Raw genomic sequence first — 23,898 nt, 5'->3', positions numbered from 1 at the left:
TCGGAGCTGCGCCCCACAAGGGGCGCGAGGCTGTGACACGTGCGGCTCCGCCGCGCGGGCGCGACCGGCCGCATACGGCCCGCAGCTGTGGTCAGTCCTCGTCGCCCTGCCCACCGGCGACGGCCGGTGGCGACGTCGGGGGCGCGGTGGGTGCCCCCGCGGGCACCACCGCGGCCCGACGCGGCAGCCGAGGCCGCACGACCCGCAGCCACAGCGCGAGCAACAGCGCGGCCACCGCCGCGAACGGCAGCACCGCCGCGAGGGCGACGGCGATCCAGCGCAGCATCGTGACGAACGCGTCCCAGCCGCCCGCGAGCGCGTCCACGAACGACGGGTCGTCGTCCTTCTCGTCCGCCTTCACCGCGCTCTCGCTCAGCGACAGCGTGATCGTCGCCATGCTCGTACGGTCCTTCAGCGAGGCCTGCTGGGCGAGCAGCGCCTCCAGGGCGGACTGACGGGTGCTCAACTCCCCTTCCAGGGTGACCACATCGCTCAGCTTGGTCGCCCTGTCCATCAGCTCCCGTACGCGTGCCACGCTGGCCCGCTGCGACTTGATGCGGCTGTCGACGTCGACGACCTGGTCGGTGACGTCCTGCGCCCTGGCCTCGCGGTCGATCAACGTGCCGGTGCCTTCGAGGGACTTGAGGACCTCCTCGTACTTGTCCTGCGGGACGCGCAGCACGACACGCGTGCGTTCGCGGCCCTCGGAGTCGCGGGTGGTGTTCTCGTTCCCGACGATGCCGCCCGCGTCCTCGGCCGCCGCGCGGGCGTCCGCCAGGGCGTCGGGCACGTCCTTGACGCGCACCGTGAGTTTCGCGGTGCGGATGACGTGCGTGCCGGTGAGCTTCGGAGGCTTCTTCGCGCCGGACTGATCGGCCTCGGAGCTCCCGGAGCGGCCCGAATCCGCGCCGGCCGCCCCCTTGTCCCTGGCCTCGGCGCCCGCCGCCTTGCCGTCGCCACCGCTGTCGCTGTCGCCCGCTCCCGCCGAGCACCCCGTGACGGCCAGGGCGACCGCGAGCAGGAGCCCGAACAGGGCCCGGAGCGCGCGGTGCCGTGGCGGGCGGTGAGTGGACCTGCTGGACGTGTGCATCGACGTACCCCCCGAGGGACGTGGTGACTGGTGCTCCTACGACGCCGGGGAAGGGCGAAACGATGGTTGCCGACCGGTCCCGATGCGGTCACGGTCGGGACTCGCCGGTCTGAGAGAGTGGGGCCATGCGCGAAACGGACACACCCACGGGGAGCGGCCACGCCGTCGTCATCGGAGGCGGGATCGCGGGCCTTGCCGCCGCGCACCGGCTGCTCTCCACCGACCCGCGGACGCGGGTGACCGTCCTGGAGGCCTCCGACCGGCTCGGCGGCAAGCTGCACGCCGGCGAGATCGCCGGGGTCGGCGTCGACCTCGGCGCCGAGTCGATGCTCGCCCGTCGCCCCGAGGCCGTCGCGCTCGCCCGCGAGGTGGGCCTCGCCGACCGGCTGCAGCCGCCCGCCACCGCCACCGCCGCGATCTGGACCCGCGGCGCCCTGCGCCCCATGCCCAAGGGCCACGTCATGGGCGTGCCCGGCGACGCGTCCGCCCTCGCGGGCGTCCTCTCCGAAGAGGGCCTGCACCGCATCGAGCGGGACCGCGAGCTGCCGCCGACCGAGGTGGGCGACGACGTCGCCTTCGGTGAGTACGTGGCGGCCCGGCTCGGCCGCGAGGTCGTCGACCGCCTCGTGGAGCCGCTGCTCGGCGGGGTCTACGCCGGGGACGCGTACCGCATCTCGATGCGCTCGGCCGTCCCGCAGCTCTTCGAGGCCGCCCGCACGCACGACTCCCTCACCGAGGGCGTCCGCGCCATCCAGGCCCGCGCCGCGGCCCATCAGCAGAGCGGGCCCGTGTTCATGGGTATCGACGGCGGCATCGGCCGGCTGCCGCTCGCCGTCGCGGAGTCGGTACGCGCGCGTGGCGCCGAGATCCTCACGAACACGCCGGTCACCGAGTTGCTGCGGACGGCCGACGGCTGGCGCGTGGTCACGGAAAGCGGCCTCTACGAAGCCGATGCCGTCGTCGTCGCCCTGCCCGCGCCCGCCGCCGCGCGCCTCCTGGACACCGTGTCGCCCGCCGCGGCCGCCGAACTGCGCACCGTCGAGTACGCCTCGATGGCGCTGACGACCCTCGCGTACCGCCGCGACGAGATCGACCTCCCCGAAGGCAGCGGATTCCTCGTGCCGCCCGTCGACGGGCACACCATCAAGGCGTCCACGTTCGCCAGCCGCAAGTGGGGCTGGATCGACCGGCAGGACCCTGACCTGCTCGTCCTGCGCACCTCAGTCGGGCGGTACGGCGAGACGAAGGTCCTGGAGCGTGACGACGCCGACATCGTCGACGTCTCACGACGCGACCTGCGCGAGGCCACGGGCCTGACCGCCACGCCCGTCGCTGCCCGCGTCACCCGTTGGGACAACGGCCTCCCGCAGTACCCCGTCGGCCACCACGCGCGCGTGGCCCGCATCCGCGCCCACGTCGCCGAGCTGCCCGGCCTCGCGGTCTGCGGAGCGGCGTACGACGGCGTCGGCATCCCCGCGTGCGTCGCGAGCGCCAACGCCGCCGTCGACCAGCTGGCCGGTGACCTCACCGGTGTGCAGGAGCTCACCCGCAACCCGGTGCAGAGCCTGCACGGCGGCGGAGGAGAATAGCCGCATGAGTGACGACGCCCCCGCCAAGACCCCCAACGCCGGCAAGAAGGCCAAGGACCTCAACGAGGTCATCCGCTACACGCTGTGGTCCGTCTTCAAGCTGCGCGACGTGCTGCCCGATGACGGTACGGTCCGCGCAGGCTACGCCGACGAGGTCCAGGCCCTGTTCGACCAGCTCGCCGCCAAGGACATCACCATCCGCGGCACCTACGACGTCTCGGGCCTGCGCGCCGACGCCGACGTCATGATCTGGTGGCACGCCGAGACCGCCGACGAGCTGCAGGAGGCTTACAACCTCTTCCGCCGCACCAAGCTGGGCCGCGCCCTGGAGCCGGTCTGGTCGAACATGGCGCTGCACCGCCCCGCCGAGTTCAACAAGTCGCACATCCCGGCCTTCCTGGCCGACGAGACGCCGCGCAACTACGTCAGCGTCTACCCCTTCGTGCGCTCCTACGACTGGTACCTGCTGCCCGACGAGGACCGCCGTCGCATGCTCGCCGACCACGGCAAGATGGCGCGTGGCTTCCCGGACGTGCGGGCCAACACGGTCGCCTCGTTCTCGCTCGGCGACTACGAGTGGCTGCTCGCCTTCGAGGCCGACGAGCTGTACCGCATCGTCGACCTCATGCGTCACCTGCGCGCCTCCGAGGCCCGTATGCACGTACGCGAAGAGGTGCCGTTCTACACCGGCCGCCGTAAGTCGGTGGCGGAGCTCGTGGAGGGCCTGGCCTAGGCGTTCCCAAGGGAACGCCCAGGGGCCGGCGGCGTCAGAGCTCCTTGGGAAGCTCCGCCGCCCGCTTGCCCGCCAGCGGCTCCGGCTCCCGGTGCGGCGCGCATGCCGCGCGTCGTACCGGGAGGCGGCCCTCCAGGAGATACGCGTCCAGGTGCCCGTTGATGCACTGGTTGGCGCCGCCGCCGATGCCGTGCGTGCCCGCGCCCTGTTCGGTCACGAGGACCGAGCCCGGCAGCCTGCGGTTGAGCTCCTGCGCGCCCTCGTACGGCGTCGCGGCGTCACGCTCGGCGGCCAGGATCAGCGTCGGCGGCAGCGCGCCCTTCGCCGTGCCCACGTCGAGCGGCCGCTGCCGGGGCGCGGGCCAGTAGGCGCACGGCAGGTTCATCCAGGCGTTGTCCCAGGTCTCGAAGGGCGCCACGCGCGCGAGGCGCGAGTTGTCGCGGTCCCACGTCTTGAAGTCCGTCGGCCACGGAGCGTCGTTGCACTCGACGGCCGTGTAGACGGCGTTGCCGTTCTCCTCCTCGGCGGCCGCCTGCGGCTCGGGCGCGGCCTGCTCGATCAGCGGCTTCGGGTTGCCCTTCAGATACTCGGCGAGCGCCGTCGCACGCATCGGCCAGTAGTCGTCGTAGTACCCGGCCTTGAGGTACGCGGCCTGCAGCTGGCCGGGGCCGACCGTGCCGCCCGCGGGCTTGTGGGCCAGCTCGGCGCGCACCTTCTGGTAGCTGCGGAGCACCTCTTCGGGCGTCGTGCCCAGGTGGTACGCCTTGTCGTGCTTGGCCACCCACGCGCGGAAGTCCGCCCAGCGCCGCTCGAACGCCACCGACTGGTCGAGGTTGTTGTCGTACCAGATCTGTGAGGGGTCGGGGTTGACCGCCGAGTCGAAGACCATGCGGCGCACGTGCGAGGGGAAGAGCGTGGCGTAGACGGCCCCGAAGTAGGTGCCGTAGGAGGCGCCCATGAACGTCAGCTGCTTCTCGCCGAGGGCCGCCCGCAGCACGTCCAGGTCGCGCGCGTTGTTCAGCGTCGTGTAGTGCCGAAGGCCCGGGTTGCGGGCCGCGCACCCGCGCGCGTACGACTTCGCCTGCGCGATGCGCTCCTGCTTGTACGAGGCGTCGGGGTGGCTCGGCGCCTGCGTGGGCGCCTTGGTGAACTGCTTGGGGTCCTGGCAGGACAGCGGCGCCGAGCGGCCGACGCCGCGCGGGGCGTAGCCGACCAGGTCGTAGGCCGCCGCGATGCGCTTCCACTCGGGCAGGACGCCCACCATCGGGAAGTACATGCCGGACGCGCCGGGTCCGCCGGGGTTGAAGACCACCGAGCCCTGGTGTGCGACCGGCTTGCCCTCGGCCCTGCCCGTCGCCTCGGTGCGGCTGACGGTCAGTTTGATCTGCTTGCCGTCGGGCCGGGCGTAGTCGAGCGGCACGGATACCGTGCCGCACCGGACGGACGGGGGGAGGTCCTCGGCCTTGGCGCAGTCGCCCCAGCGGATCCCCGCGGCCTCGGCGCGCTGGGCGGCGAGGACCGTGCCGCGTGTCTCCGGGGTGGGCGGGGCGCCGCTCGCACTTCCCGCGGGGGCGGCGACGAGGGCGGTCAGGACCAAGGATCCGGCGGTTCCGTAGCGGGCGGCTGCTGCTCTCATCGCGCTTGTCTACCCCTTATGTCCGGCCGTGCGTTTCCGGGTGGTGATCGAACAAAGGGGATGATTCGTGCGGCACTTGGCGAAGTAAAGCACCGGCCTGCCGGTGTCGGCTCAATGACCCCGTTGCGCCGTTTCGCCGGGGCCGCGGTGGGAGAAGGCGGCCCGCAGCTCGGGGTCGCCCGTGGCGCGGACCCCGCGCACGGCCACGGCGGTGAGGTGGTCGCCGCGGGCCGAGAGCGAGCCGAGGAGCCGCTGGCCCGCGGGGGATGCCCACCGCGTGTACGGGTGGACCTCGACGCGCGCGATGAGGAGGCAGCCCACGCACAGCAGCAGCGGCAGCGTGAACCAGATCGCGACCGGCACCTGCCCCGCGGTCGCGCGTTCCTGCGAGGGCATGAGGACCGCGACGGTGCCGAGCGCGAGGACCGCCACCGTGGCGGCCCGCACCTGCCGCACCGCGCCGGCCACCCCCGAGACGGCACCCTCCGGGACGGCGAGGCCCGCCGCGACGAGCCGGTCGGCCAGAGCCCGCACCGGGCCGGCGGCCGCCGCGCCAAGGCGTATCGGGGCTATCCGCGACTGTCCCGCCGGGCCGATCGCGCCGAGCACCGAGCGCTCCATGTCGTCCCTGCCCACCGGGTCGACCACGGTGGCCCAGCCGGTGTGCGCGATCAGCAGCCGCCGCGCCCTGGCCATCGCGACCAGCGTCACGTCGGCGACGCGGGAGGGGCCACCGGACAGGAAGGCGGCCTCGTAGAGGGTGAGCTCGTGGCCGCGGACCGCGGGCTTCTCCTGTGCGGAGGCGCGGCTCGCGGCCAGGCAGAGCCGACCGCAGGACAGGCCGGTCGCGGCCCAGGCGAGGAGGAGCAGGGGGACCCAGAACATGGCGGTGTTCTATGCGAAGGAGAGGCTTCGCGCCACGGCATATTCACTATGCGGACGGGGAGTGACGGGTAGGTAACGTTCCGCTTTTTGGGCGGGAGTTGGGGTCGCCTTGGGGTCACCCCTTCTTCTCGGCCCTGTCGGCCTTCTCGGCGGGTTCGGCCTTCTCGGCCTTCTCGGGCGTCTTCGGCTCCTTCTTGGCCGGTTTTGAATTCTTCTCCTCCGGTTCTGGCTCCGCGGGCTCCGCGGGCTCCGCGGGCTTCGCGCGGGAGGCGGCCGGGGGCAGCGGGAACGTGGGGGACGGGGTGACGGGTGTGGCCGAGCCAGGGGAGTCCGTCGGTCCCGGCGGGGGCGGGGAGCTGGTCACGGGGCCCGCGGGGCCGGTCGTCGCCGCGTCCCGCGCGAGGCCGTCGAAGTCGACGAGGCCGGTCTCCTCCAGGACCGTGATGTGGTCGAGGACGGTGGTGTTCGCGTCGTCGGCCAGCTCGCGCACCAGCGTGTTGCGGGTGTTGGCACGCACCTCGGCCACGACGGAGAAGACCTTGCCATGGGCGCGGCGCAGGATGTTCGCGAACTTCTCGTTGTACGCCTCCCCGCGCGCGCCGCTCAACTCCGCGAGCCAGTCACGCTGTTGGTCGTTGGGCTGGCTCGGCAGTTCGAGGCCGAGCCGGGCCGCGACCTCGCGTACGCGTGCGTCCAGGAACGTATGGCCCTCGACGAGGTGCTCGCCCGCGGTCCGCACGGCCTTGGTGGTGCCCCGCTCCTCGGCCTGCTGTCCGGCCGGGAGCTCCCACAGGCCCGCGAGGCGCACCTTGGTGATGAAGTCCCGGTCCAGGGCGGACAGCGGCCCGAAGTCGGTCGACACCGTCTCGGCGTTGAGTCTGGCGAGGGTGGTGCCCGAGCGGTCGTCGTAGGACCAGAGGGGGAAGATCAGCGCGGCCAGGGTCGCGACGAGCCCCGCGACGATGAGGCCGGTGCCGTTGATGGTTCGGGATCGCATGGTGCCTCCTGTTGCGGCACCGCACGTTAGTGCGCCTCGGTGGGGGCGCGGTCCGATATGGCGGGGAGTACGTCAACCGCCGTACCGGAAAAATGAGTTGATGGGCGCGGCGTGCGCCCTCAGAAGGTGGAGGGCCGCCTGCTCAGAATGAACCGCCGCCTCCGCCCCCACCGCCTCCGCCGCACGAGGAGCCGCCCCCGCCGCCTCCGCCGCCGCACGAGAAGCCGCCCCCGCCGCCTCCGCCGCCGCACGAGAAGCCGCCCCCGCCGCCTCCGCCGCCGCACGAGGAGCCGCCGCCACCGCCGCTCGAACACGCCGAGCCGCCGCCTCCGGAGCACGCCGAGCCGCCGCCACCGCCGGAGCAGGCGAATCCGCCGCCCCCGCCTCCGCTGCCCGCCCCGCACCAGAGCGGCGTCCCGCCGCCCGAGTTCCACAGGCCCGGGGCCTGGTGGGGAACGAGGTGCGGGCCCGCGGGCGCCGCCGCCCGGACCGGGATCCGGGCGGCGGCGATCAGCTGCGCCCGCAGGTCGGGGTGGGCCGCCGCGAGGCCGCGCGTCGCCACCAGGTGCGCCGCGCCTGTGATGTGCGGTGAGGCGGCGACGTACTCGCGCAGGGCGTAGTGCCCCGCGACGGTGAGCTGCTTCGAGGTGACCGAGAGGCAGATCAGGCCGCTCGTGACGCCGAAGGCGAGGCCGGGCGCCATCACGAGGATGTCGTCGAGCGCCGCGTCGGGACCGCCGGGCTCCGCATAGGAGTTGGCGTAGTGCGTCAGGATCACCATGGCGCACGCCATGAACCCGAAGAGGCTCAGGAGGAACTGCACCCCGGCCCAGCGCCGCCACTTGCGCTGACGGCCGGGCCGCACGAGGAGGCCCCGCCGCGCGAGCTCCTCGCCCGTCTGCTGTACCGGCCCGCTGCGCATCACGGCCGTCCGCAGCCAGTGCAGTGCCCCGCTGGGCGCCGCCGTGTGGGCGTCGATGACCGCCTGCTCGCCGGCGTTCCTTGCCGCGGGCCGGGTGATGCCGACGACGCCGGGGCCCGCGACGACGAGGCGCCCGTCCTCGTGCAGGCCCGCGATCAGCGAGTCGGCGGCGCGGGCGGGCCCGCCGGAGAGGAAGGCGGCCTCCAGGGTGCCTCGGACGAACACGCCGTGCTCGGCGTCCATCGGGGGTCTCGGCTGGTACGGGGACCGGGTGCGGCGGGCGGCCGCCACGCCCCGGATCAGCTCCGCGGCGGCCAGCGCGACGACGACCGTGTACACCATGCTCAGGACGATCATGGTGTCACCGCCTCTGCAGGACCCGGCGGGTGGCGTCCAGGAGTCTGGCGGCGGGCCGCCGGGACAGCGGCGCCGGACCCGATCGCTCCTGCCACCACTGGCCCAACTGCCGCCGGGCGTCGGCGTCCTCGGGGCGGTCTGCGAGCAGCAGGTGCTCGGCGAAGCCCAGCGCGTCGTGGCGGTAGCCGCCGGTCATGGGCCGGGCCTGCGCGTACGTGAGGAAGTCCGCGCGGTACGACGCGCCCAGGATCCGGGGCAGTTCGGGCGCGACCTTGGCGACGACGTCGGCCCGCTTGGCGGCCAGGGCGCGGCTCTGCACCCTCAGGCGCGCGTGGTCGAAGCCCTGGGGCGCGGGGGTGCCCGCGACCAGCGAGGAGAGCAGGGCGGTCTGGGCGAGCGCGGTGCGCTGGCGGGCGGCGTCGGAGGCGGGCGCGACCTCGCGCCGGGCGTCCGGGGCGTCCGCGGGCGGCTCGCCCGAGGTCTTCGGCGTCGTACGGCTCAGCGTCGTACGGATCGCCGCCAACTCCCGCTCCAGCTCGGCCGGTTCGGGGAAGTTCTCGTCCCGCTCCAGGAGGACGCCGGGCGGGGACATGCGCGAGGCGAGGTCGGCGAGGATCGCGAGGACGGGCTCGGGCACCGGGTGTGCGTGGCTGTCGTGCCAGACGCCGTCCCGCTCGAAGCCGCCCGCGACGTGTACGTACGCGATGGCCTCGACCGGCAGTTCGTCCAGGGCCTTGGCCGGGTCCTCGCCGCGGTTGACGTGGTTCGTGTGGAGGTTGGCGACGTCGATGAGCAGACGTACGCCCGTGCGGTCGGCCAGTTCGTAGAGGAACTGACCCTCCGTCATCTCCTCGCCGGGCCAGGCGATCAGCGCCGCGATGTTCTCCACGGCGAGCGGCACGGGCAGCGCGTCCTGTGCGATGCGGACGTTCTCGCAGAGCACGTCGAGCGCGTCGCGGGTGCGCGGCACCGGCAGCAGGTGCCCGGCCTCCAGCGGCTGTGTGGCGGTGAGGGCGCCGCCGGCCCGCACGAACGCGATGTGCTCGGTCACCAGGGGCGAGCCGAGGGCGACGGCCCGCTCGGCGAGGGCGGTGAGCCGTCCCTCGGCGGGGCGGTCCGCGCCGCCGAGGCCCAGAGAGACGCCGTGCGGCACGACGGTCACGCCGCGCTCGCGCAACCGCACCAGGGAGTCGGGCAGGTGTCCCGGGCAGACGTTCTCCGCGACGACCTCGACCCAGTCGATGCCGGGCATCGCTTCCACGGCCTCCGCGATCTCGGGCCGCCAGCCGATGCCGGTGCCCAGACGCGCAGCCGTACGCGTCTGCGCACCCGCATCCGTACGTGCCTCTGTGCGTGCACCCGGTCCCGTCCCGGTCCCCGTCCCCGGGCGCATTTCCAGACGCTGCATGTCGCTCCCCCTTCGTCCCCCGTTCCCCGTCCCCATGACCATGGCCGGGACGGGTGCGCGCGAACCCTGGGAGAGAGACGTTCAGAGCTACATTTGAGGTTCCGGGCGGTCCGTGTTGATCTGTCCGGGCGGCGCGGGCGAGGGGCGGGACGTGGTCGGTACGCGGCCGCTGGGCCCGGCGGGGACCGGCTCGGCGGGCTTGGCCCCGGACGGCGGGGGAGGCCCGGTCGGGCTCGCCGTCGCGGTCGACGCGGCGCCGTTCGCGATGTCGTCGAAGTCGACGAGTCCGGTGGCCTCCAGCATCGTGATGTGGTCGAGGACGGTCTGGTTGGAGTCCGTGGCGAGCTGCCGGATCAGGGAGTTGCGGGTGCTGTCGCGGACCTGGGCGATCACGGCGAAGACCTTGCCGTGCGAGACGCGCAGCAGATTCGCGAACTTCCTCTGGTACGTATCGCCGCTCGCCTCGGTCAACTCCTTCAGCCAGCCCTGCTGCTGGTCCGTCGGCTGGTTGGGCAGCTCCACGCCGAGCTGCGCCGCGACCGTGCGGACCCGCTGGTCGAGGTCGGTGTGGCCGACGATGAGGTGGTCGCCCGCCTCCTTGACGGCCTCGGTCGGCGCGCGCTCGACGGCCTGCTGGCCCGCCGGTATCTCCCACAGTCCCGCGAGCCGCACCTTCACCAGCAGATCCCGGTCGGCCGCCGAGAGCGGGCCCCACTGGGTGGCCACGGACCCGGCGGCCAGGTCGGCGGGCCCGGTGCCGGAGCGGTCGGCGTACGACCACACGGGGAACGCGATCGCGCCCAGCGTGGCGACGAGTGCCGCGATGATCAGAGCCGTGCCGTTGACGCGCCGCAAGGTGCCTCCCGTGGTGCTCCGTGTCGCCGGTGATACCGGGGAGTACGGAAGATACGGGTGGGATGTTCAGGGGCGCGAGACGTCGTACGCGTCCCGGCTGGGAGTGCGCCCCAGGAGGGCCAGCGTCTCGTCCAGGGGCGAGGCGCCCACCGGCGCGGCGACGGCCGGTGCGAACGCGGCGCCGGGGCCCCGGAGTTCGGGGTCCGCGGGCACGCGCCGCGCGACGGCGAGCGCGGCATCGGCGACGACGTCGGGGAGGTCGACGCGGACGCCGAGTGCGGTCGCGACGTCCCACGCGTGCACCACGTAGTCGACGAGGTGGAAGCCGATGGCGACGCGTCCGGGGAAGCTCCCGCCGATCTGCGGTAGGTCGAACCCCCGTTCCGTCACGCCCACTTCGGCGAAGGCGGCGAGGACGTGCCGCACGGACTCCTCGTACCGTGCGAACGGGTCGCGGCCGAGGTCGTGCTCGATCCAGTGCGTCCGGTCGGCGCCCACTCCGCGCGCGGCCGCAGCGAAGCCGTGGTGCTGGGCGGCCATGTGTGCCACGAGCCGGCGCAGGGACCAGCCCGCGCAGGGGGTCGGGCGCGCCAAGGCCGCCGCGTCGCGGGCGGCGGACAGGACGCGGAGCGACTCCTGGACGGCGATGCGGTCGAGGGCGACGAGGTCGGTCATGAGGTACCCGCTTCCTTGGCTTCCATTTCCTTGGCTTCCTTGGCCTCCTCTGCCTCCTTGGCTTCTTCGGCTTCCTCGGCGGCAGTCGGCCGGTCCGCGACGGTGGTCGGCCAGGGGGCCGGGTCCGCGAGCAGGGCCTCGGTGGTCGCCCAGACGCTCGCCGGATCCAGGTGGTCGGCCGTCCAGACGGTGGCGCGCATCGTGCCGCGCCCCTGGTGCGCGCGGACGGTCCGCAGATGGTCGGGGCGCCCGACGAAGGCCCCCAGCGAGGCGCGGTCCGCCCACGCGGAGACGGACCCCGAGCGTTTGCGCGGCGGGTCGACCCACAGCCACATGCCGACGGCGCCGGGGGTGGCGGGCCAACGGCGGCGCAGACGGAGCCCCGCGAGGGCGATCGGGAGGGTCTGGGAGTGGTGGTCGGCGGTGAACTCGGTGAGGCTGATCAGGACGGGGCCCGGAGGGAACGCGGCCGGTCCGCTCTGCCATCGCGTACGCAGGATCGATGAGGGCATGAGCCGAGCATAAAACTAAACGAACGGTCGTGCTGATACTTTCTCGCATCCGACCCGGGCCGTACGGGAGGCCCAAAGGGGCGCCGGGCCAGAGCGGTTGGGGAGCGGGTCAGGGAAGTCGCGGGACCAGCGAGGGGTCGCTCGCCGCGGCGCGCAGCCGGTTCGTGACGGCTGTCCCCGCCTTGCGGTAGGCATGCGGCTCGTCGTGCAGGACCGAGTGCGCGTTGGCCGTCTCCAGGAAGGAGATGAGCTCGAACGCGAGCTGCGGGACGTCCGTGTCCGCGTGCAACTCGCCCGCGGCCAGGGCCTCGGCGATGCAGCCCTCCACCTGGGCCGTCCAGTCGCGGTCGGCACGCACCAGCGCGTCGTGCACCGCGCCCTCGCGGGCGTCGTACTCGGCGATCACTCCGTGGAAGAAGCAGCCGCCGGGGAAGACGCGCTCCTCGGAGTACGTCAGCCAGCCCGCGCACAGCCGCCACACCCGCCCGATGCCGGGCGGGTCCTGCCGGGAGGGCTCCACCACCGCGTCGAGGAAGATGCGGCCCGCGGCCCTGATGGTCGCGAGCTGCAGCTCCTCCTTCGATCCGAAGAGCGCGAAGACCCCGCTCTTGCTGAGCTTCAGCTCGGTGGCGATGCGGCCGAGGGAGAGGGCGTCGAGCCCTTCGACCGAAGCGATGTCGACGGTGCGGCGCAGCACGAGGCGTCGGGTCTGGTTCCCGCGCTCGACGCGCCCGTCGAGTCGTCCCGCGTGCGTGTGCGATGTCATGTGGGTGGCCTCCGCTCTCACCGCATTATCCCCTGCCCGTATCCCCGCTCCGGTACCGGTAGTTGCGGGCCGATGGGAAATGAATGACTGCTTCCGCATACGCCTCGGCGTGCGCCATGCTCAAGCCATGACAACAAGTGATCAATGGTTGACGCTAGTTGTCCGAAACTCTTAGGCTCTGGAGGTCCGGCGGGCACGGGGGATGCCAATCCGTACCCGGCTCATCGATTTTTCACGTCTGGGCACCAGTCGATACGCTCGACGGGGTGTGGGGGTTCGGAAACGTGCGGCAGTCCGTCATTCACCGGGGGATCGTCACCTTCGGGCAGCTGTCCTTATGGCAACCCTTCGAAAAGGTTCCGTCAAGAGTTCGTGATCTTCCCCAACTGACCCTTCCCTGTGGTCAGTCACTCGCTGCCGAGCGCTCAGAGGGATTACTACGACCGCCGCGACCATGACCGCGGTCGATTTCCGCGCTCGCCGCCGCGCCCGCACTTGCCAAAGTGTCCGCGCATTTCGGTGGCTTTGAGCGCGAATACTCATCCCGTATGTGGCGCATCCCCTGCGTGGCGCATCCCCGCGTGGCGCATCCCCTACGTGGCACCGGTCCTGTCACGCGCGATTAGTCCCGCCAGACCATCGCAGCGGAGGCCGTCGAAATACTGCCGCGTTCCCGTAAAACCATCAGGCCCGAGGCTGGGCCCTGCCCTGAGCGGCAGACAACCGAAAAGGCGGCGTATGAAAGAGAAAGCCATTCTGAGGGAGTGGTCCCGGGGTTCGACGGGGGCGACGGCACGCCTTGTGGTGGACAAGGAGGACCCGTTCTTCTTCGACCACGCCCTCGACCACGTTCCCGGCATCCTGGTCATCGCGGGGCTCCTCGACCTGATCCGCACCCAGAGCGCGGAACCGCGGCCCGACGGGCGCATCAAGGTGTCGCTGGACTTCGCCAAGTTCTGTGAACCGGACGACGACATCACGGTGTCGGTCTCGCCGTCGGCCGCCGGGACCGAGGAGGAGCCGGCCTGGGAACTGGCCGCCACCGTCGGCACGTCCACGGCGGTCAGCGGAACGGCCGTGCTGCACCACAAGTCGGCGGAGCGCTTCGTCCCCGCCGCACCCGAACAGCGCGGTGAGGGTCTCGCGGCGGCCGAGCTGGCCCACCGCGAACGGCCCGAGAACGCCCTGCTCGGCGCGGCCTGGTGGGCCGACGACCGGCTCTTCGCACGGGCGCAGCGGCCGCCCGTCGGACATCCGCTGCGCACCCGCCCCCTGGTCGAACTCATCGAGTCGGCACGGCAGTTCGTGACCCTGATCGGACATGCGGGCTATGAGCGGCCGATCGGCGACAAGTTCATCCTGTGCGCGCTCGAGGTGGACATCCCGCTGGGGCTCGCACCTGGCGAAGTGTCCATGGAATGGGTGCGCAAGCCCGTCGACGGCCGTCGGTATCCGCTCACGGCGCGGCTGTTCCGCTCGTCGGGCGACGACCTCGACGAGGAGGTCGGCAGCGCGCGCTTCGACACGATGATCGTGAACCCGCGTCAGTACCAGACCATTCGATTCCGCAGGCGACACGTCGAGGAGCGTGCGATATGACGCAGGGAGCGACCTTCCCCGACACCGCGGCCGAGGCATCCGATCCGCTGCTGGTGGGCCACAAGTTCGCGCGCCAGGCACAGCTGCGCGCCGCGGGCCACCGCGTACCGGAGTTCGTCTGTCTGCCGGTGTCGGCCTTCGACAGGATGCGGGAGTCCGCCGCGGCGGACTTCCCCGAACTCGCCCCGGACAGCGGCCCCGACGAGCTCGCCCACTGGTCCAAACTGGCCACCGACGCGGTGCTGCGCGCCGGCGCCCCGGAAGGACTCGCCGCGGAACTGCTGCGCGAGTTCGACCGCCTCGCCGGGGAAACCGGCACCGTCGCGGTCCGTTCCTGCGCCGTGCCCGCCGCCGACGACGAGGAGGGCGGCGAGGACTCCGCCGACGATCCCTTCGCCGGTCTCGGGCGCAGCTTCCTCGCGGTCGGCCGCGAGGAACTGCTGCAGCGGGTCGTCGAGTGCTGGGCGTCGGCCTTCACCGCCGAGGGCGTGCTGTACCGGGCCACGCGCGGCGGCGACCCCACCGTCACGCGGATGGCCGTGGGACTCCAGCGTCTGGTGCCCGCCGCCCGGTCCTTCGTGGCGTTCAGTCGCGACCCGCGCGGCCCGCACGCGGGCGAGCAGTCCCTGGTCGCCGCCGCCTACGGCCTCGGCGAAGGCGTCGTGCAGGAGCAGGCGGACGTCGACCACTTCTCCGTGCACCGCTCGACGGGGGCGGTCGAGTCGCAGCTCGTCCACAAGAAGCGCCGCGTCGTGCCCGACACGGTCGGCGGGACGACCGTCGACGAGGTGCCCGACGCCCTGGCGGACCGCCCGGTCCTCGACGACGCCACCGCGCGCCGCGTCGCGGAGCTGGCCGTCTCCCTGGAGGAGCACTTCGGCCTGCCCCAGGACATCGAGGGGGCGATCACCGAGGACGGCGAGATCCACCTCGTCCAGGCGCGCCCCGCGGCCATCGCGGCCGCGACCGCTGCGTCCGCCGCGGGCGCTTCCGGCTCCGTCGCGCGCGAGCTGCACTGGAGCAACGGCAACATCTCCGAGAGCTTCGCCGGGTTCACCTCCACGCTGACGTACTCCGTGGCCTGCGAGCTCTACGCGGTCGGCTTCGAGGAGCTGTACCGGCGCATGGGCGTCAGCGAGCAGACCCTCCGGCGCCACCGCTACGAACTGCGGCGCATGATCGGCTACTTGGACGGCCGCGTCTACATGCGCCTGGAGTCCTGGTACCGACTGCACAGCCAGATGCGGGCCTTCGCCTCCATCAAGCGGCAGTGGGAGAAGGCCGTGGTGACGGTCGGCTCGTCCGTCACCGTGGAGGCGCCTGGACGGCTCAAGCGCCTCGCGATGCGGGCCCGCGAGATCCCGGCCGCCGGTGCCCGGCGCGCCATGGCCCCCGTACGCATGCGCCGTTTCTTCGGCTGGTGGGACGAGCGGCGCGACGCGCTGCCGGACCCGAGGACGCAGTCGGCGGGCGAGATCGTCGAGGACTACCGCGAGCTGTGGGCGGACGTCGCCCTGCGCTGGGGTGGCACGCTCGTCACCAACTCCCACGTCATCGCCGAACTCGACCTGGCCGAGCGGCTGATGAAGCGCTGGGCCCCGCAGGCGGACCGCGGCGCGCTCAACGGCATGCTGTGCGACGGCCCGGTCAACCGCTCGGTCCTCGCGCTGCGTTCCCTCCTGACGGTCGCCGAGGCCGTCGCCGCCCACCCGGAGGCCAACGAGAGCGTCCGGGGCGGCAAGGACTCGGCCGAGGTCTGGAGCCGCCTGGCGGACGGCGCGTTCGGCACCGAGCTCGCCGACCTCGCGCAGGCGCACGTGAAGCGGTACGGCGACCGCGGTCTGCACGACCTCAAGTTCGAGTCCACGGTCGTCGCGAACGCCCCGCACCTGCTCATCGACCAGCTGCGGCCGCTGATCTCCATCGGGCGCACGGTCGAGAACAGCATCGAGGAGGAGCGCAGGGCGCGACAGGAGGCCGAGGACGAACTGCGGGCCCACATCGCCGACCCCGCACGCCGCGCCGCACTGCGCGTGCTCTTCTGGTCCCTGCGCCGCAACCTGCTCATCCGGGAGAACGCGCGCTTCTGCCGCACCGAACTGTTCGGCGCATCCCGCAGGATGGTCAACGCGTTGGCCCAACACCTCGTCGACGCGGGCCAGTTGGACGACGTGTCCGAGGTGTACGACCTCACGATCGAGGAGGTCCTCGGCGCCTACGAGGGCGGCAGGGCGGGCGGTGAACTGCGCGAGCTGGCCCGCGTGCGCGCCGCCACCAGGCAGAAGGCGACCGAGCGCGCGGACCCGCCGAACGTGTTCGCCACCGACGCGGACGTGCCGCTGAGCGTGGCGCTCGCCTCGGCGGGCACCAACCGCGGCGCCACCGCGTCCACGCTGACCGGCCTGGCCTCCAGCGGCGGCGTGGTCCGCGGCAGGGCCCGCGTGGTCACCGACCCCGACATCGACCCCGAGTCGTGCCGGGGCAAGATCCTGGTGGCCAGGGAGACCGACCCGGGCTGGCTCGTCCTCATGCTGGTGGCCAAGGGCCTGGTCGCCGAACGGGGCACCGTGCTCTCCCACATGGCCATCACCGGCCGCATCTTCGGCGTGCCCACGGTGGTCGCGGTGCGCGGGGTGGTGGACAGCGTCCCCGACGGCGCCTGGATCGAGGTCGACGGCGACCGGGGCACCATCACGGTGCTCGACGAGCCCGAGCCCAACGCCGAGCCCGAGCCCGAAGCTGCCGTGTCCGACGCCGTGTCCGACGCCGAGCCCGGAGCCGTGGACGCCTCGTGATCACCCGGCTCGTCAAGTACGCGTTGACGTACCCCCTCTGGTTCTACGCGGTCCTCGGCCTCGGCTGGTCCTACGGCCTGACCTTCGTCTACCAGGCGGTCCACCGCACGGAGGGGATCGCGTCGGCGCCCGGCCTCGCCGTGACGGCGGTGACCATCGCCGTCAACCTCCTGCTGTTCCGCGCCGTGGACGACGTACGCGACCTCGACTACGACCGGGTGCAGAACCCGGGCCGGGCCCTGGTCACCGGCGCGGTGCGGGTCGGCGACCTGATGACGCTGTTCTTCGCCGGCATGGCCGTGCTGGTGCTCGTCAACGTGCCGCGCGGCCTGCCCGCGGCCGCCTACGGCGCGGTCTGCGCGTACGTCTGCGTCGTGCTGTTCATCGAGTGGCGCTGGGAGTGGCCCAGGCCGGAGCGGCTCCTGGCCGGGCTCCTGGTCAACATCCCGCACCAATTGCTCATGTGCGGTTACGTCTACCTGGGCACCGCGCACGGGCGGGACAACGCGCCAGGACCGCTGGACCTGGTCGTCGCCCTCGGGTTCGTCCTGCTGCTCGCGCACCTGGAGTTCGCGCGCAGGCTCGTGCGCGACCCGGCCCCGCACATGCGCACCTACGTGCACACGCTGGGCGTCAGGGCGACCCGGTGGACCGCGCTGGGGTGCGCGTTCGCCGCGGCCGCGCTGCAGGTCGCGGCGCTGCGGCCGTGGTCGCCCGGCCAGGCGGCCGGCTGGCTGGTGCTCGTCCCGCTGCCCGTGCCCGTCCTCGCGGCGGTCCGCTTCCACCGGGGCGCGCCCCGCTGGCCGTTGGGCCTCGCCGTGCTGTTCCTGCTGCTGTCGTTCTCCTCGTTCGCGGCCATCGGCCTGGTCAACGCGCTGTGACAGAGCCCCGAAACCGTAAGAAGCAACAGAAGGGGGTAGTGCCTTGACCGGATTCTGGACACTGCTCGGGCCGGACTTCTCCGGAAAGTCGACGGTCCTGACCCGGCTGCACACCGAACACGGCTGGCACGTCGTCTCCTACGACGACCGCTATCTGGAGTCCGCCCCGATGGTGCGCCTGCTCCGCGAGAACTGGGTGGGGGAGGCGTTCGCCCACCGCGGCGAGCGCTACTCGCCCCAGATGGTCCTCGCGGCGCTGCACCCGATCGTGCTCCACCTGCGGGACGAGCTGGCGCGGGCCGCGGACCGGGAGCGGGTCATCGTCGACTCGTACTACTACAAACTGCTCTCCAAGTGCGCCCTGTTGGGCCTGGAGGACAGCGAACTCTTCGCACAGTGGCGGTCGTTCCCGCAGCCGGACGGCGTCCTCTACCTGGACGTGAGCTCCGACGTGGCGTGGGAGCGCAGCCTCGGGGGCGAACGGCTCAACTGCTTCGAGCACTTCGGGCAGGAGCCGACCCACGAGGGGTTCGCCGGACTCCAGGACGCGCTGCGCGGCACCCTCCTCAAGGAGGTCGCCGAGCTGCCGCTGACGGTCGTCGACGGCGATGTGCCGCCGGAGGTCGTGCTCGACCAGGTCCTTGCCGTGCTCGAACCCCGGGGGGTGCGATGACACCGGCCCTGGCGGCGGCCCGCACCCAGGACCGCCTCGCCGCCCTCTTCGACGAGCGCGCCCGCCTGGTGGCCGAGTCCACCACGGACACCACGCCCGTCACCGCCCTCGTCCTGCTGCGCGGCCTGGACGTGGTCGACGTGGTGCAGGGCGCCCGCGCGTTCGCGGCGGACCTGACCGAGGCGGAGGGCAGGACCTGGCTGCGCTCGTGGACCCGCACCCGCTTCCTGTTCGGCAACCCGGCGAACCTGCCGGACCGCACCCCGGCCAGGGCCGTGGCGCCGTCCGGCTCGGTCGCCTGGCTCGGCACGTATCCGAAGGACCACCTGCCGGGCGTGGGCCGCCTGCTCAAGCCGCTGAGCGGATCGCTGCCGCACCTCCCGGACACCCTCGACGTGCCGGGCCGCGGCACCGGAGCCGTGCGCGAACTCCGGCTCGCCACCCGCGATGTGACGCTGGTTCAGTACCTCGTCCATCTGCACCACACCGTCGCCGAAGCGACACTCCTCGGCCGCCTCGGCCCCACCGAGCCGCTCCGGCTGACGCACCGGCCCGACCTGGCCGCGGAGCACGCGCACGGCGACCCCGGCTACGCCCGCGTGCACTACGCCGCCGAGGACTCGCCCGAGCTTCGCCTGTACACCTCCCTGGCCCCCTGACCGGCCCTTGACCGGCACCGACCGACCCCGACCGACCCCTGACGGAGAAGAAGGACGACCATGGATCTCCCTCACCACACCGAGCAGGACCTGGCGCGCCTGGCGCTGTCGACGCGCCTGCGCGACCTGTCCGACGAGCTCCGCAAGGCGGTCGCCGAACCCGACGCCCCCGCCGGGGCCGACAGCACGCTCGGCGAGCGGATCTGGCGGCTCCTGAACGATGACGTCCCCGTGCTCCAGGACGAACTCGTCGCCTACCTGCGTACGCGCGGCGCGTCCTGGACGTGGATCGGCGAGCGCACCGGACTGAGCGCGAAGGACGCCGAGGAGCGCTGGGCCCTGCGCGAACCCGAGCACCTGGCGGACTCCCGGGCACGGGCCGCCGACCTCGACGCGTGGTACGTGCGCCACGTCCAGCTGGAGCCGCTGGCCGACGTCGCCGACCCGGTCAGCCGGCTGTTCGACCACAGCACCCCGCTGGCGGAGCGCTGCCTGATCTGCGAGAAATACGCGGGCGAACCCGTGCCTTCCTGGGCCGGGCGCCCCGTGCCGCCCGGCGGGCACCTCGTGGACGACGGGACGTGGCGGGCCTGCCACGGACCGACGGGCTACTGGCCGCGCGGCACGCTGCTCATCGAGTCGCACCGCCACTTCGTCGACCACAGCGACCTCACCGACGAGGAGGCCGCCTCGCACGCGCTGCTGGTCCGGCGGCTGACCACCGCGATCAAGGAGGCCACCGGGTCGCCGCGCGTCTACACGTTCTCGTCGATGGAGGGGACCCCGCACTTCCACACGTGGCTGATGCCGCGCATCGGTGAGGACGGGCCCCGGGGCCGCCCCCTCGTCGGCAACCCCGGCCACTGCACCGAAGCGGAGGCCGTCGAGACCGTCCGGGCGATCCGCAAGGCCCTCGGCGAGACCGCACCGTCGGAGGTCGCACCGTGACATCGGCCTGCCCCTTCCCCTTCCCCGAGCACGAAGGCGTCGAGCCCGCACCGGAGTTCAGCGCCCTGGCGCACGGCGAGAGGCTGGTGCCCGCGACCCTGCGCAGCGGCGTCTCAGCGCTCCTCGTCCACCGGCACGAGGACATGTGCCAGGTGCTCACCGACTCCGCCTTCGCACGCTTCCCCGCCTCGCAGTTCGGGCTCAGCGCGCGCTCGCCCGAGTCGCTCGCGCTCAACTCGGTGGACCCGCCCGACCACACCCGGCGGCGCCAGATCGTCGCGCACGCCTTCACCGCACAGCGCGCCACCCAGCTGCGCCCGTACGTGGCGGACCTCGCGAACGACCTGGCGACCGCGCTGCGCGACAAGGGCGGGCCCGCCGACCTCCTGGAGGACTTCGCGGTGCCGCTCACCGTCGGCGTGATCGGCCGCGTCTTCGGCCTGCCGGAGAGCGACGTACGGCGGCTGCTGCCCCTGGTGGAGCGGATGATGTCCATCACGGCGTACGCCAAGTCCGAGGTGCAGTCCGCCCACCACGCCATGTTCGCCGAGTTCGAGAAGTTCCTCGCCGGGCCGCACGCGGACCCCGAAGGACTGTTCGGCAGGATCGCGCGGGCCACGCGGGACGGCGACCTCGCCCCGAACGAGTCGGTGCACCTGGCGTACGGGCTGTTGATCGCCGCCCACGAGACGACCGCCAACCAACTCGGCCTGTGCGTCCTGCTCCTGCAGCGCGAGCGGGAGCTGACGGAGCGTCTGCGCACGGATCCGGAGCTGATGCCGGCCGCCGTGTCGGAGATGCTCAGATACACGTCGCTGAACGCCGCGGGCGGCGTGCCGCACGTCGTGCAGCGGCCCGTCACGATCGGCGGCACCGAGCTCGAACCCGGCACGGTCGTGCTGCCGGTGACCGACGGCGCCAACCGGGACCCCGAGGTGTTCCCGGACCCGGACGCGCTGGACGTGGACCGTCCTTCCAACCCGCACCTCGCTCTCGGCCACGGCCGTCACCGGTGCCTGGGCGCGCCCCTGGCCCAGATGGAGCTGGAGGTCGCGCTCGCCGCCCTCCTGCGCCTGTTGCCGGAACTGACGCTCGCCGTACCGGAGGAGGAACTGGAGTGGCGCAAGGGGATGTACATCCGCGGCGTGCGGAAGCTGCCGGTCACGTGGTAGCCGCCGACACCGCGCGGCGGCCCGCGCGGCACGACACGACGGCGACCCCGGGGCACGACACGGCGGTGTCCCCGGAGCGCCGGAGGGTCCTGCTCGCCCCGGTCACCGTGAGCCCCACCAAGCCCCTGACGCCCACCCACCTCAAGTACCTGCTGTCCCTCGACCTGATCATGCGGGCCACGCACGCCTTCGCGGACATCGACTGCGCCTACCACCACACCGTCTACACGGGCAGCCGTCAGGTGGCGGGCTTCTGGGAGTACCTGGAGCGCCGCCACCCCGGCATCGACGCGGCAGCGCTCGGCGAGGAGGACATCGGCCACCTCTACGTCGCCCACCACAGGGAGGGGGCGGCCGCACCGTACGCCGCGATCCGGCCGGTGGTCCGGCGGGCCGAGGAGGGCTGGGTCCACCCCGTCAGCGACCGGCTCCTGGACCTGTGGGAGAACCACTACCGGCGCCTGGGCATGGCCGATCCCTCCCTCGGCCGCGGCAGGCCCGAACTCGCCCCCGCCGACGAGGTCATCGACCTCCTGGTGCGCCACGACGCGTGCCTGGACGGGCGCCCGCTCGCGGCCCCCGTCTACCTCGACGCCACCCGCAAGGGCCTTCCCCTGCGGCTCGTCGTGAACGAGGAGGGACAGGCGAACTACCTGATCCACCTCCTGCGCGAACTGATCCCCGTGCTGCCCCGGTACGACCTGGTCGTCCTCGCGCACGACGTCGAACTGCGCTCCGACTACCGCACCGTGGCCCACGTACTGGAGACGCTCGGCGCGAAGGTGGCGCGGTTCGAGGTGCCGCGCGTCCCGCTCGACGGCGTCACGCGCTCGGCGCGGGCCGGCGGCTGGGAGGGATACACGCTCGACGCGTTCCAGGGCCCGCTGGTCGAACGGCACGGCCTGGCCGCGTTCCGCCTCGGCCTGCGCCTGTACCTGGTGGCGGGCCTCGGCAGGACCGCCCAACAGTCGTTCACCGTCAAGCACTTGGGGCGGTGGGTGCGGCGGGCCGAACGGCTCCTCGCGGAGCGCACGGACGTCGGCGCGGACGTGGCGCCGTACCTGACCCGGCTCACCGGCAACCTGGGGTACGCGGATCCCTACCGCGTGGCCACCGCCCTGATGAGCCGTGACGAGGAGGTGCCGGTCGCGGACCTGCTCCGCCTTGTGACGTCATGAGGAGGCGGCGGCGGAGGCGAACGTGAACGCCTCCGCGAGGCTGCCCACCACGGGGCGCCCCGTCGTGCGGAGCTCGTCGGCCGAGGTCATGCCGGTGGTGACCAGCACGCAGTGCGTGCCCACCTGCTCCGCCGCGGCCGCGTCGTCGTCGACGTCGCCGACGAGCAGGCACTCGTCCGGTTCGAGCCCCAACTGCCCGAGGTGCGCCGCGAGATGACCGGCCTTGTGGCCGCCCGCCGCCTCGGGGAGAACGCCGTCGATCCGCTCCACGTACGCGTGCACGCCGAACCGCGTCGCCAGTGAGGTGACGTCCTCGTGCAGCGCCATCGAGAGGACCGACTGGGTCAGCCCCGCGTCCCGTACGCGGGTCATGGTCTTCTCGGCGTCGGCGGCGAGGCGGCACTCGCCCAGGCGGCCGCGGTAGGCCGCGCGGTAGAGGCGCACGACCTCCGCCCAGTCCTCGGGGGCGCTCACGTCGCGGTCGAGGATCGTGCCGTAGCAGAGCCAGAGGGGCCTTCGGAGCGCCGCCCGCCACGTGCGCATGTCGACGGCGGGCCTGCCGAAGTGGGCGCAGACGTCGTTGACGGAGGCGAGCATCACATGGTTGTCGTCCAGGAGCGTGCCGTTCCAGTCCCAGACGACGTGCCGGATCCGGTGTTCCCGCGGAGCCTCGGGGCCAGTGCGCACCGGGCGTTCCTCCTCCACCGACGGCATTGTTTCGGACAGTCGGGCGCGGGGCGCGCGGGCGTCGCCGCTCACCGCGCGCGCAGGGCGGGGTGATCCGCCACGACCGTGGCCGATCCCGGCCGGATCTCGGTGAAGCCCGCGTCGCGGATCACGGGCAGGCCGCTCGCGGCGAGCGCGTGCCAGGCGGCAGTGTCCGGGGTGCGCACGGAGAGGGGGAAACCGGCGTCGCGCCAGGCGGTGCGCTCCTCGTCCGACAGCTCCCACCAGGCCAGTTGGGCGCCGTGGCCCGCCTGGGCCATCGCCTTGCCCGCCGACATCTCGACCTCGGGGCTCATCCACAGGACGGGGTGCGTGCGGTCGGCGTCCGCCGGGGGCTCGGGGTCGTCCAGGTCCGTGCCCGAGACCTGGAGGCGGGCCAGGTCCTTGGGCCAGCCGTCCAGGGGGATCGGCGGGAAGACGCGGACCTCCGCAGACTTCCCGGTGACCGTGATGCCGGGCAGCGCCTCGGCCCTGCGCCACTCGGCGCCGCGGGCCCGCCGCACGACCTTGCGGATGCGGGCGTCCTGCCAGTCGCGCATGGCCTCGGCCCACTCGCCGTCCCCGAGGGAGCGGGCGTCGCTCAGCATCACGAGGACGGCGCGGGCCGCGGTCTCCAGGGCGTCGGTGCGGGCCGGGGGAGCGGCACGTTCGATGCGGGCGACGAGGGGCAGCACGAACTGCGGGGCCTCGTCGCGCGAGGTGGTCTCGTGCCGGAAGGGGCTGTCCTGGGCGTCGCCCGGCCGGTCGGGGACGGTGGTCTCGTCGCTGCTCACACGCCCAGTCTGCCAGGTGTTCGATCAGCGCCGCCGGGGGATCGGGACCGGCGCGGGAGGCCATGCGCG

22 protein-coding genes are annotated in these 23,898 nt (G+C 73.0%); 10 read left to right on the top strand and 12 right to left on the bottom strand.

What is annotated here, in order from left to right; genetic code table 11:
- Positions 1–91 precede the first annotated feature (91 nt).
- On the bottom strand, positions 92–1,090 hold the full coding sequence (locus AB0B50_RS22560; RefSeq protein ID WP_362334597.1) for a DUF4349 domain-containing protein: 999 nt from the start codon (positions 1,088–1,090) through the stop codon (positions 92–94).
- Positions 1,091–1,215: 125 nt separating this feature from the next.
- Here AB0B50_RS22560 and hemG point away from each other — a divergent pair, with 125 nt between their 5' ends.
- Both hemG and hemQ read left to right on the top strand, forming a co-directional pair.
- Positions 1,216–2,679 (top strand): protoporphyrinogen oxidase, encoded by a 1,464-nt coding sequence (hemG, locus tag AB0B50_RS22555; protein WP_362334594.1) that lies wholly within the window; start codon positions 1,216–1,218, stop codon positions 2,677–2,679.
- Between the two features lie 4 nt (positions 2,680–2,683).
- Positions 2,684–3,412 (top strand): hydrogen peroxide-dependent heme synthase, encoded by a 729-nt coding sequence (gene hemQ, locus AB0B50_RS22550; RefSeq protein ID WP_362334591.1) that lies wholly within the window; start codon positions 2,684–2,686, stop codon positions 3,410–3,412.
- A 34-nt stretch (positions 3,413–3,446) separates the two neighbouring features.
- Here hemQ and AB0B50_RS22545 read toward each other — a convergent pair whose 3' ends face one another.
- From AB0B50_RS22545 to AB0B50_RS22505, 9 genes are all read right to left on the bottom strand, one after another.
- Positions 3,447–5,048 (bottom strand): alpha/beta hydrolase, encoded by a 1,602-nt coding sequence (locus tag AB0B50_RS22545; protein WP_362334588.1) that lies wholly within the window; start codon positions 5,046–5,048, stop codon positions 3,447–3,449.
- 111 nt (positions 5,049–5,159) lie between these two features.
- Complete coding sequence (locus AB0B50_RS22540; protein WP_362334585.1) at positions 5,160–5,933, bottom strand: TIGR04222 domain-containing membrane protein; 774 nt, start codon at positions 5,931–5,933, stop codon at positions 5,160–5,162.
- Positions 5,934–6,048: 115 nt separating this feature from the next.
- A complete protein-coding gene (locus tag AB0B50_RS22535; protein WP_362334582.1) occupies positions 6,049–6,930 on the bottom strand; it encodes a DUF4142 domain-containing protein in 882 nt (293 codons plus the stop codon).
- Between the two features lie 142 nt (positions 6,931–7,072).
- A complete protein-coding gene (locus AB0B50_RS22530; protein WP_362334579.1) occupies positions 7,073–8,209 on the bottom strand; it encodes a TIGR04222 domain-containing membrane protein in 1,137 nt (378 codons plus the stop codon).
- Positions 8,210–8,213: 4 nt separating this feature from the next.
- Positions 8,214–9,617, bottom strand: coding sequence for a DUF692 domain-containing protein (locus tag AB0B50_RS22525; RefSeq protein ID WP_362334576.1), 1,404 nt, complete (start codon positions 9,615–9,617; stop codon positions 8,214–8,216).
- Between the two features lie 87 nt (positions 9,618–9,704).
- Complete coding sequence (locus AB0B50_RS22520) at positions 9,705–10,472, bottom strand: DUF4142 domain-containing protein (RefSeq protein ID WP_362334573.1); 768 nt, start codon at positions 10,470–10,472, stop codon at positions 9,705–9,707.
- A gap of 66 nt (positions 10,473–10,538) precedes the next feature.
- Positions 10,539–11,147, bottom strand: coding sequence for a TIGR03086 family metal-binding protein (locus AB0B50_RS22515; RefSeq protein WP_362334570.1), 609 nt, complete (start codon positions 11,145–11,147; stop codon positions 10,539–10,541).
- Positions 11,144–11,659 carry a hypothetical protein gene (locus AB0B50_RS22510; protein WP_362334567.1) on the bottom strand — a complete coding sequence of 172 codons (516 nt, stop codon included), beginning with the start codon at positions 11,657–11,659 and terminating at the stop codon, positions 11,144–11,146. Before AB0B50_RS22510 ends, AB0B50_RS22515 begins: the two co-directional genes overlap by 4 nt.
- A gap of 109 nt (positions 11,660–11,768) precedes the next feature.
- Entirely contained in the window at positions 11,769–12,425 is a 657-nt protein-coding gene (locus tag AB0B50_RS22505) for a TetR/AcrR family transcriptional regulator (RefSeq protein ID WP_362334564.1), read from the bottom strand.
- Between the two features lie 738 nt (positions 12,426–13,163).
- On the opposite strand from AB0B50_RS22505, the gene AB0B50_RS22500 reads away from it, so the two are divergent.
- From AB0B50_RS22500 to AB0B50_RS22465, 8 genes are read left to right on the top strand one after another with little or no spacing between them, the layout of a single operon-like run.
- Positions 13,164–14,024: an AfsA-related hotdog domain-containing protein gene (locus AB0B50_RS22500; protein ID WP_362334561.1), complete on the top strand. Its 861-nt coding sequence runs from the start codon at positions 13,164–13,166 to the stop codon at positions 14,022–14,024.
- Complete coding sequence (locus AB0B50_RS22495) at positions 14,021–16,819, top strand: PEP/pyruvate-binding domain-containing protein (protein ID WP_362334558.1); 2,799 nt, start codon at positions 14,021–14,023, stop codon at positions 16,817–16,819. The genes AB0B50_RS22500 and AB0B50_RS22495 overlap by 4 nt, the downstream gene beginning before the upstream one ends.
- Positions 16,816–17,700 (top strand): hypothetical protein, encoded by an 885-nt coding sequence (locus tag AB0B50_RS22490; RefSeq protein WP_362334555.1) that lies wholly within the window; start codon positions 16,816–16,818, stop codon positions 17,698–17,700. The genes AB0B50_RS22495 and AB0B50_RS22490 overlap by 4 nt, the downstream gene beginning before the upstream one ends.
- Before the next feature lie 43 nt (positions 17,701–17,743).
- Positions 17,744–18,373 carry a hypothetical protein gene (locus AB0B50_RS22485; RefSeq protein WP_362334552.1) on the top strand — a complete coding sequence of 210 codons (630 nt, stop codon included), beginning with the start codon at positions 17,744–17,746 and terminating at the stop codon, positions 18,371–18,373.
- Entirely contained in the window at positions 18,370–19,032 is a 663-nt protein-coding gene (locus AB0B50_RS22480) for a DUF6182 family protein (protein WP_362334549.1), read from the top strand. The genes AB0B50_RS22485 and AB0B50_RS22480 overlap by 4 nt, the downstream gene beginning before the upstream one ends.
- Before the next feature lie 60 nt (positions 19,033–19,092).
- Entirely contained in the window at positions 19,093–19,980 is an 888-nt protein-coding gene (locus tag AB0B50_RS22475; protein WP_362334546.1) for a hypothetical protein, read from the top strand.
- Positions 19,977–21,152: a cytochrome P450 gene (locus AB0B50_RS22470; protein WP_362334543.1), complete on the top strand. Its 1,176-nt coding sequence runs from the start codon at positions 19,977–19,979 to the stop codon at positions 21,150–21,152. Before AB0B50_RS22475 ends, AB0B50_RS22470 begins: the two co-directional genes overlap by 4 nt.
- Positions 21,146–22,330, top strand: coding sequence for a hypothetical protein (locus AB0B50_RS22465; RefSeq protein ID WP_362334540.1), 1,185 nt, complete (start codon positions 21,146–21,148; stop codon positions 22,328–22,330). Before AB0B50_RS22470 ends, AB0B50_RS22465 begins: the two co-directional genes overlap by 7 nt.
- Here the strand turns inward: AB0B50_RS22465 and AB0B50_RS22460 are convergent.
- Together AB0B50_RS22460 and AB0B50_RS22455 are read right to left on the bottom strand one after the other, a co-directional pair.
- Positions 22,325–23,017 carry an HAD family hydrolase gene (locus AB0B50_RS22460; RefSeq protein ID WP_362334537.1) on the bottom strand — a complete coding sequence of 231 codons (693 nt, stop codon included), beginning with the start codon at positions 23,015–23,017 and terminating at the stop codon, positions 22,325–22,327. The genes AB0B50_RS22465 and AB0B50_RS22460 overlap by 6 nt on opposite strands.
- 68 nt (positions 23,018–23,085) lie before the next feature.
- Positions 23,086–23,829 carry an aminoacyl-tRNA hydrolase gene (locus AB0B50_RS22455; RefSeq protein ID WP_362334534.1) on the bottom strand — a complete coding sequence of 248 codons (744 nt, stop codon included), beginning with the start codon at positions 23,827–23,829 and terminating at the stop codon, positions 23,086–23,088.
- Positions 23,830–23,898 lie beyond the last annotated feature (69 nt).

The organism is Streptomyces sp. NPDC041068 (genome assembly GCF_040647455.1).
GTDB lineage: Bacteria > Actinomycetota > Actinomycetes > Streptomycetales > Streptomycetaceae > Streptomyces.
The sequence above is the reverse complement of the archived record's forward strand: the minus strand, read 5'-3'. Positions and strand labels throughout refer to the sequence as shown.

Excerpts from the sequence above, each read along its gene's own strand:
- AB0B50_RS22560 (WP_362334597.1), bottom strand. The coding sequence starts at position 1,090 with ATGCACACGTCCAGCAGGTCCACTCACCGCCCGCCACGGCACCGCGCG.
- hemG (WP_362334594.1), top strand. The coding sequence starts at position 1,216 with ATGCGCGAAACGGACACACCCACGGGGAGCGGCCACGCCGTCGTCATC.
- hemQ (WP_362334591.1), top strand. The coding sequence starts at position 2,684 with ATGAGTGACGACGCCCCCGCCAAGACCCCCAACGCCGGCAAGAAGGCC.
- AB0B50_RS22545 (WP_362334588.1), bottom strand. The coding sequence starts at position 5,048 with ATGAGAGCAGCAGCCGCCCGCTACGGAACCGCCGGATCCTTGGTCCTG.
- AB0B50_RS22540 (WP_362334585.1), bottom strand. The coding sequence starts at position 5,933 with ATGTTCTGGGTCCCCCTGCTCCTCCTCGCCTGGGCCGCGACCGGCCTG.
- AB0B50_RS22535 (WP_362334582.1), bottom strand. The coding sequence starts at position 6,930 with ATGCGATCCCGAACCATCAACGGCACCGGCCTCATCGTCGCGGGGCTC.
- AB0B50_RS22530 (WP_362334579.1), bottom strand. The coding sequence starts at position 8,209 with ATGATCGTCCTGAGCATGGTGTACACGGTCGTCGTCGCGCTGGCCGCC.
- AB0B50_RS22525 (WP_362334576.1), bottom strand. The coding sequence starts at position 9,617 with ATGCAGCGTCTGGAAATGCGCCCGGGGACGGGGACCGGGACGGGACCG.
- AB0B50_RS22515 (WP_362334570.1), bottom strand. The coding sequence starts at position 11,147 with ATGACCGACCTCGTCGCCCTCGACCGCATCGCCGTCCAGGAGTCGCTC.
- AB0B50_RS22510 (WP_362334567.1), bottom strand. The coding sequence starts at position 11,659 with ATGCCCTCATCGATCCTGCGTACGCGATGGCAGAGCGGACCGGCCGCG.
- AB0B50_RS22505 (WP_362334564.1), bottom strand. The coding sequence starts at position 12,425 with ATGACATCGCACACGCACGCGGGACGACTCGACGGGCGCGTCGAGCGC.
- AB0B50_RS22500 (WP_362334561.1), top strand. The coding sequence starts at position 13,164 with ATGAAAGAGAAAGCCATTCTGAGGGAGTGGTCCCGGGGTTCGACGGGG.
- AB0B50_RS22495 (WP_362334558.1), top strand. The coding sequence starts at position 14,021 with ATGACGCAGGGAGCGACCTTCCCCGACACCGCGGCCGAGGCATCCGAT.
- AB0B50_RS22480 (WP_362334549.1), top strand. The coding sequence starts at position 18,370 with ATGACACCGGCCCTGGCGGCGGCCCGCACCCAGGACCGCCTCGCCGCC.
- AB0B50_RS22475 (WP_362334546.1), top strand. The coding sequence starts at position 19,093 with ATGGATCTCCCTCACCACACCGAGCAGGACCTGGCGCGCCTGGCGCTG.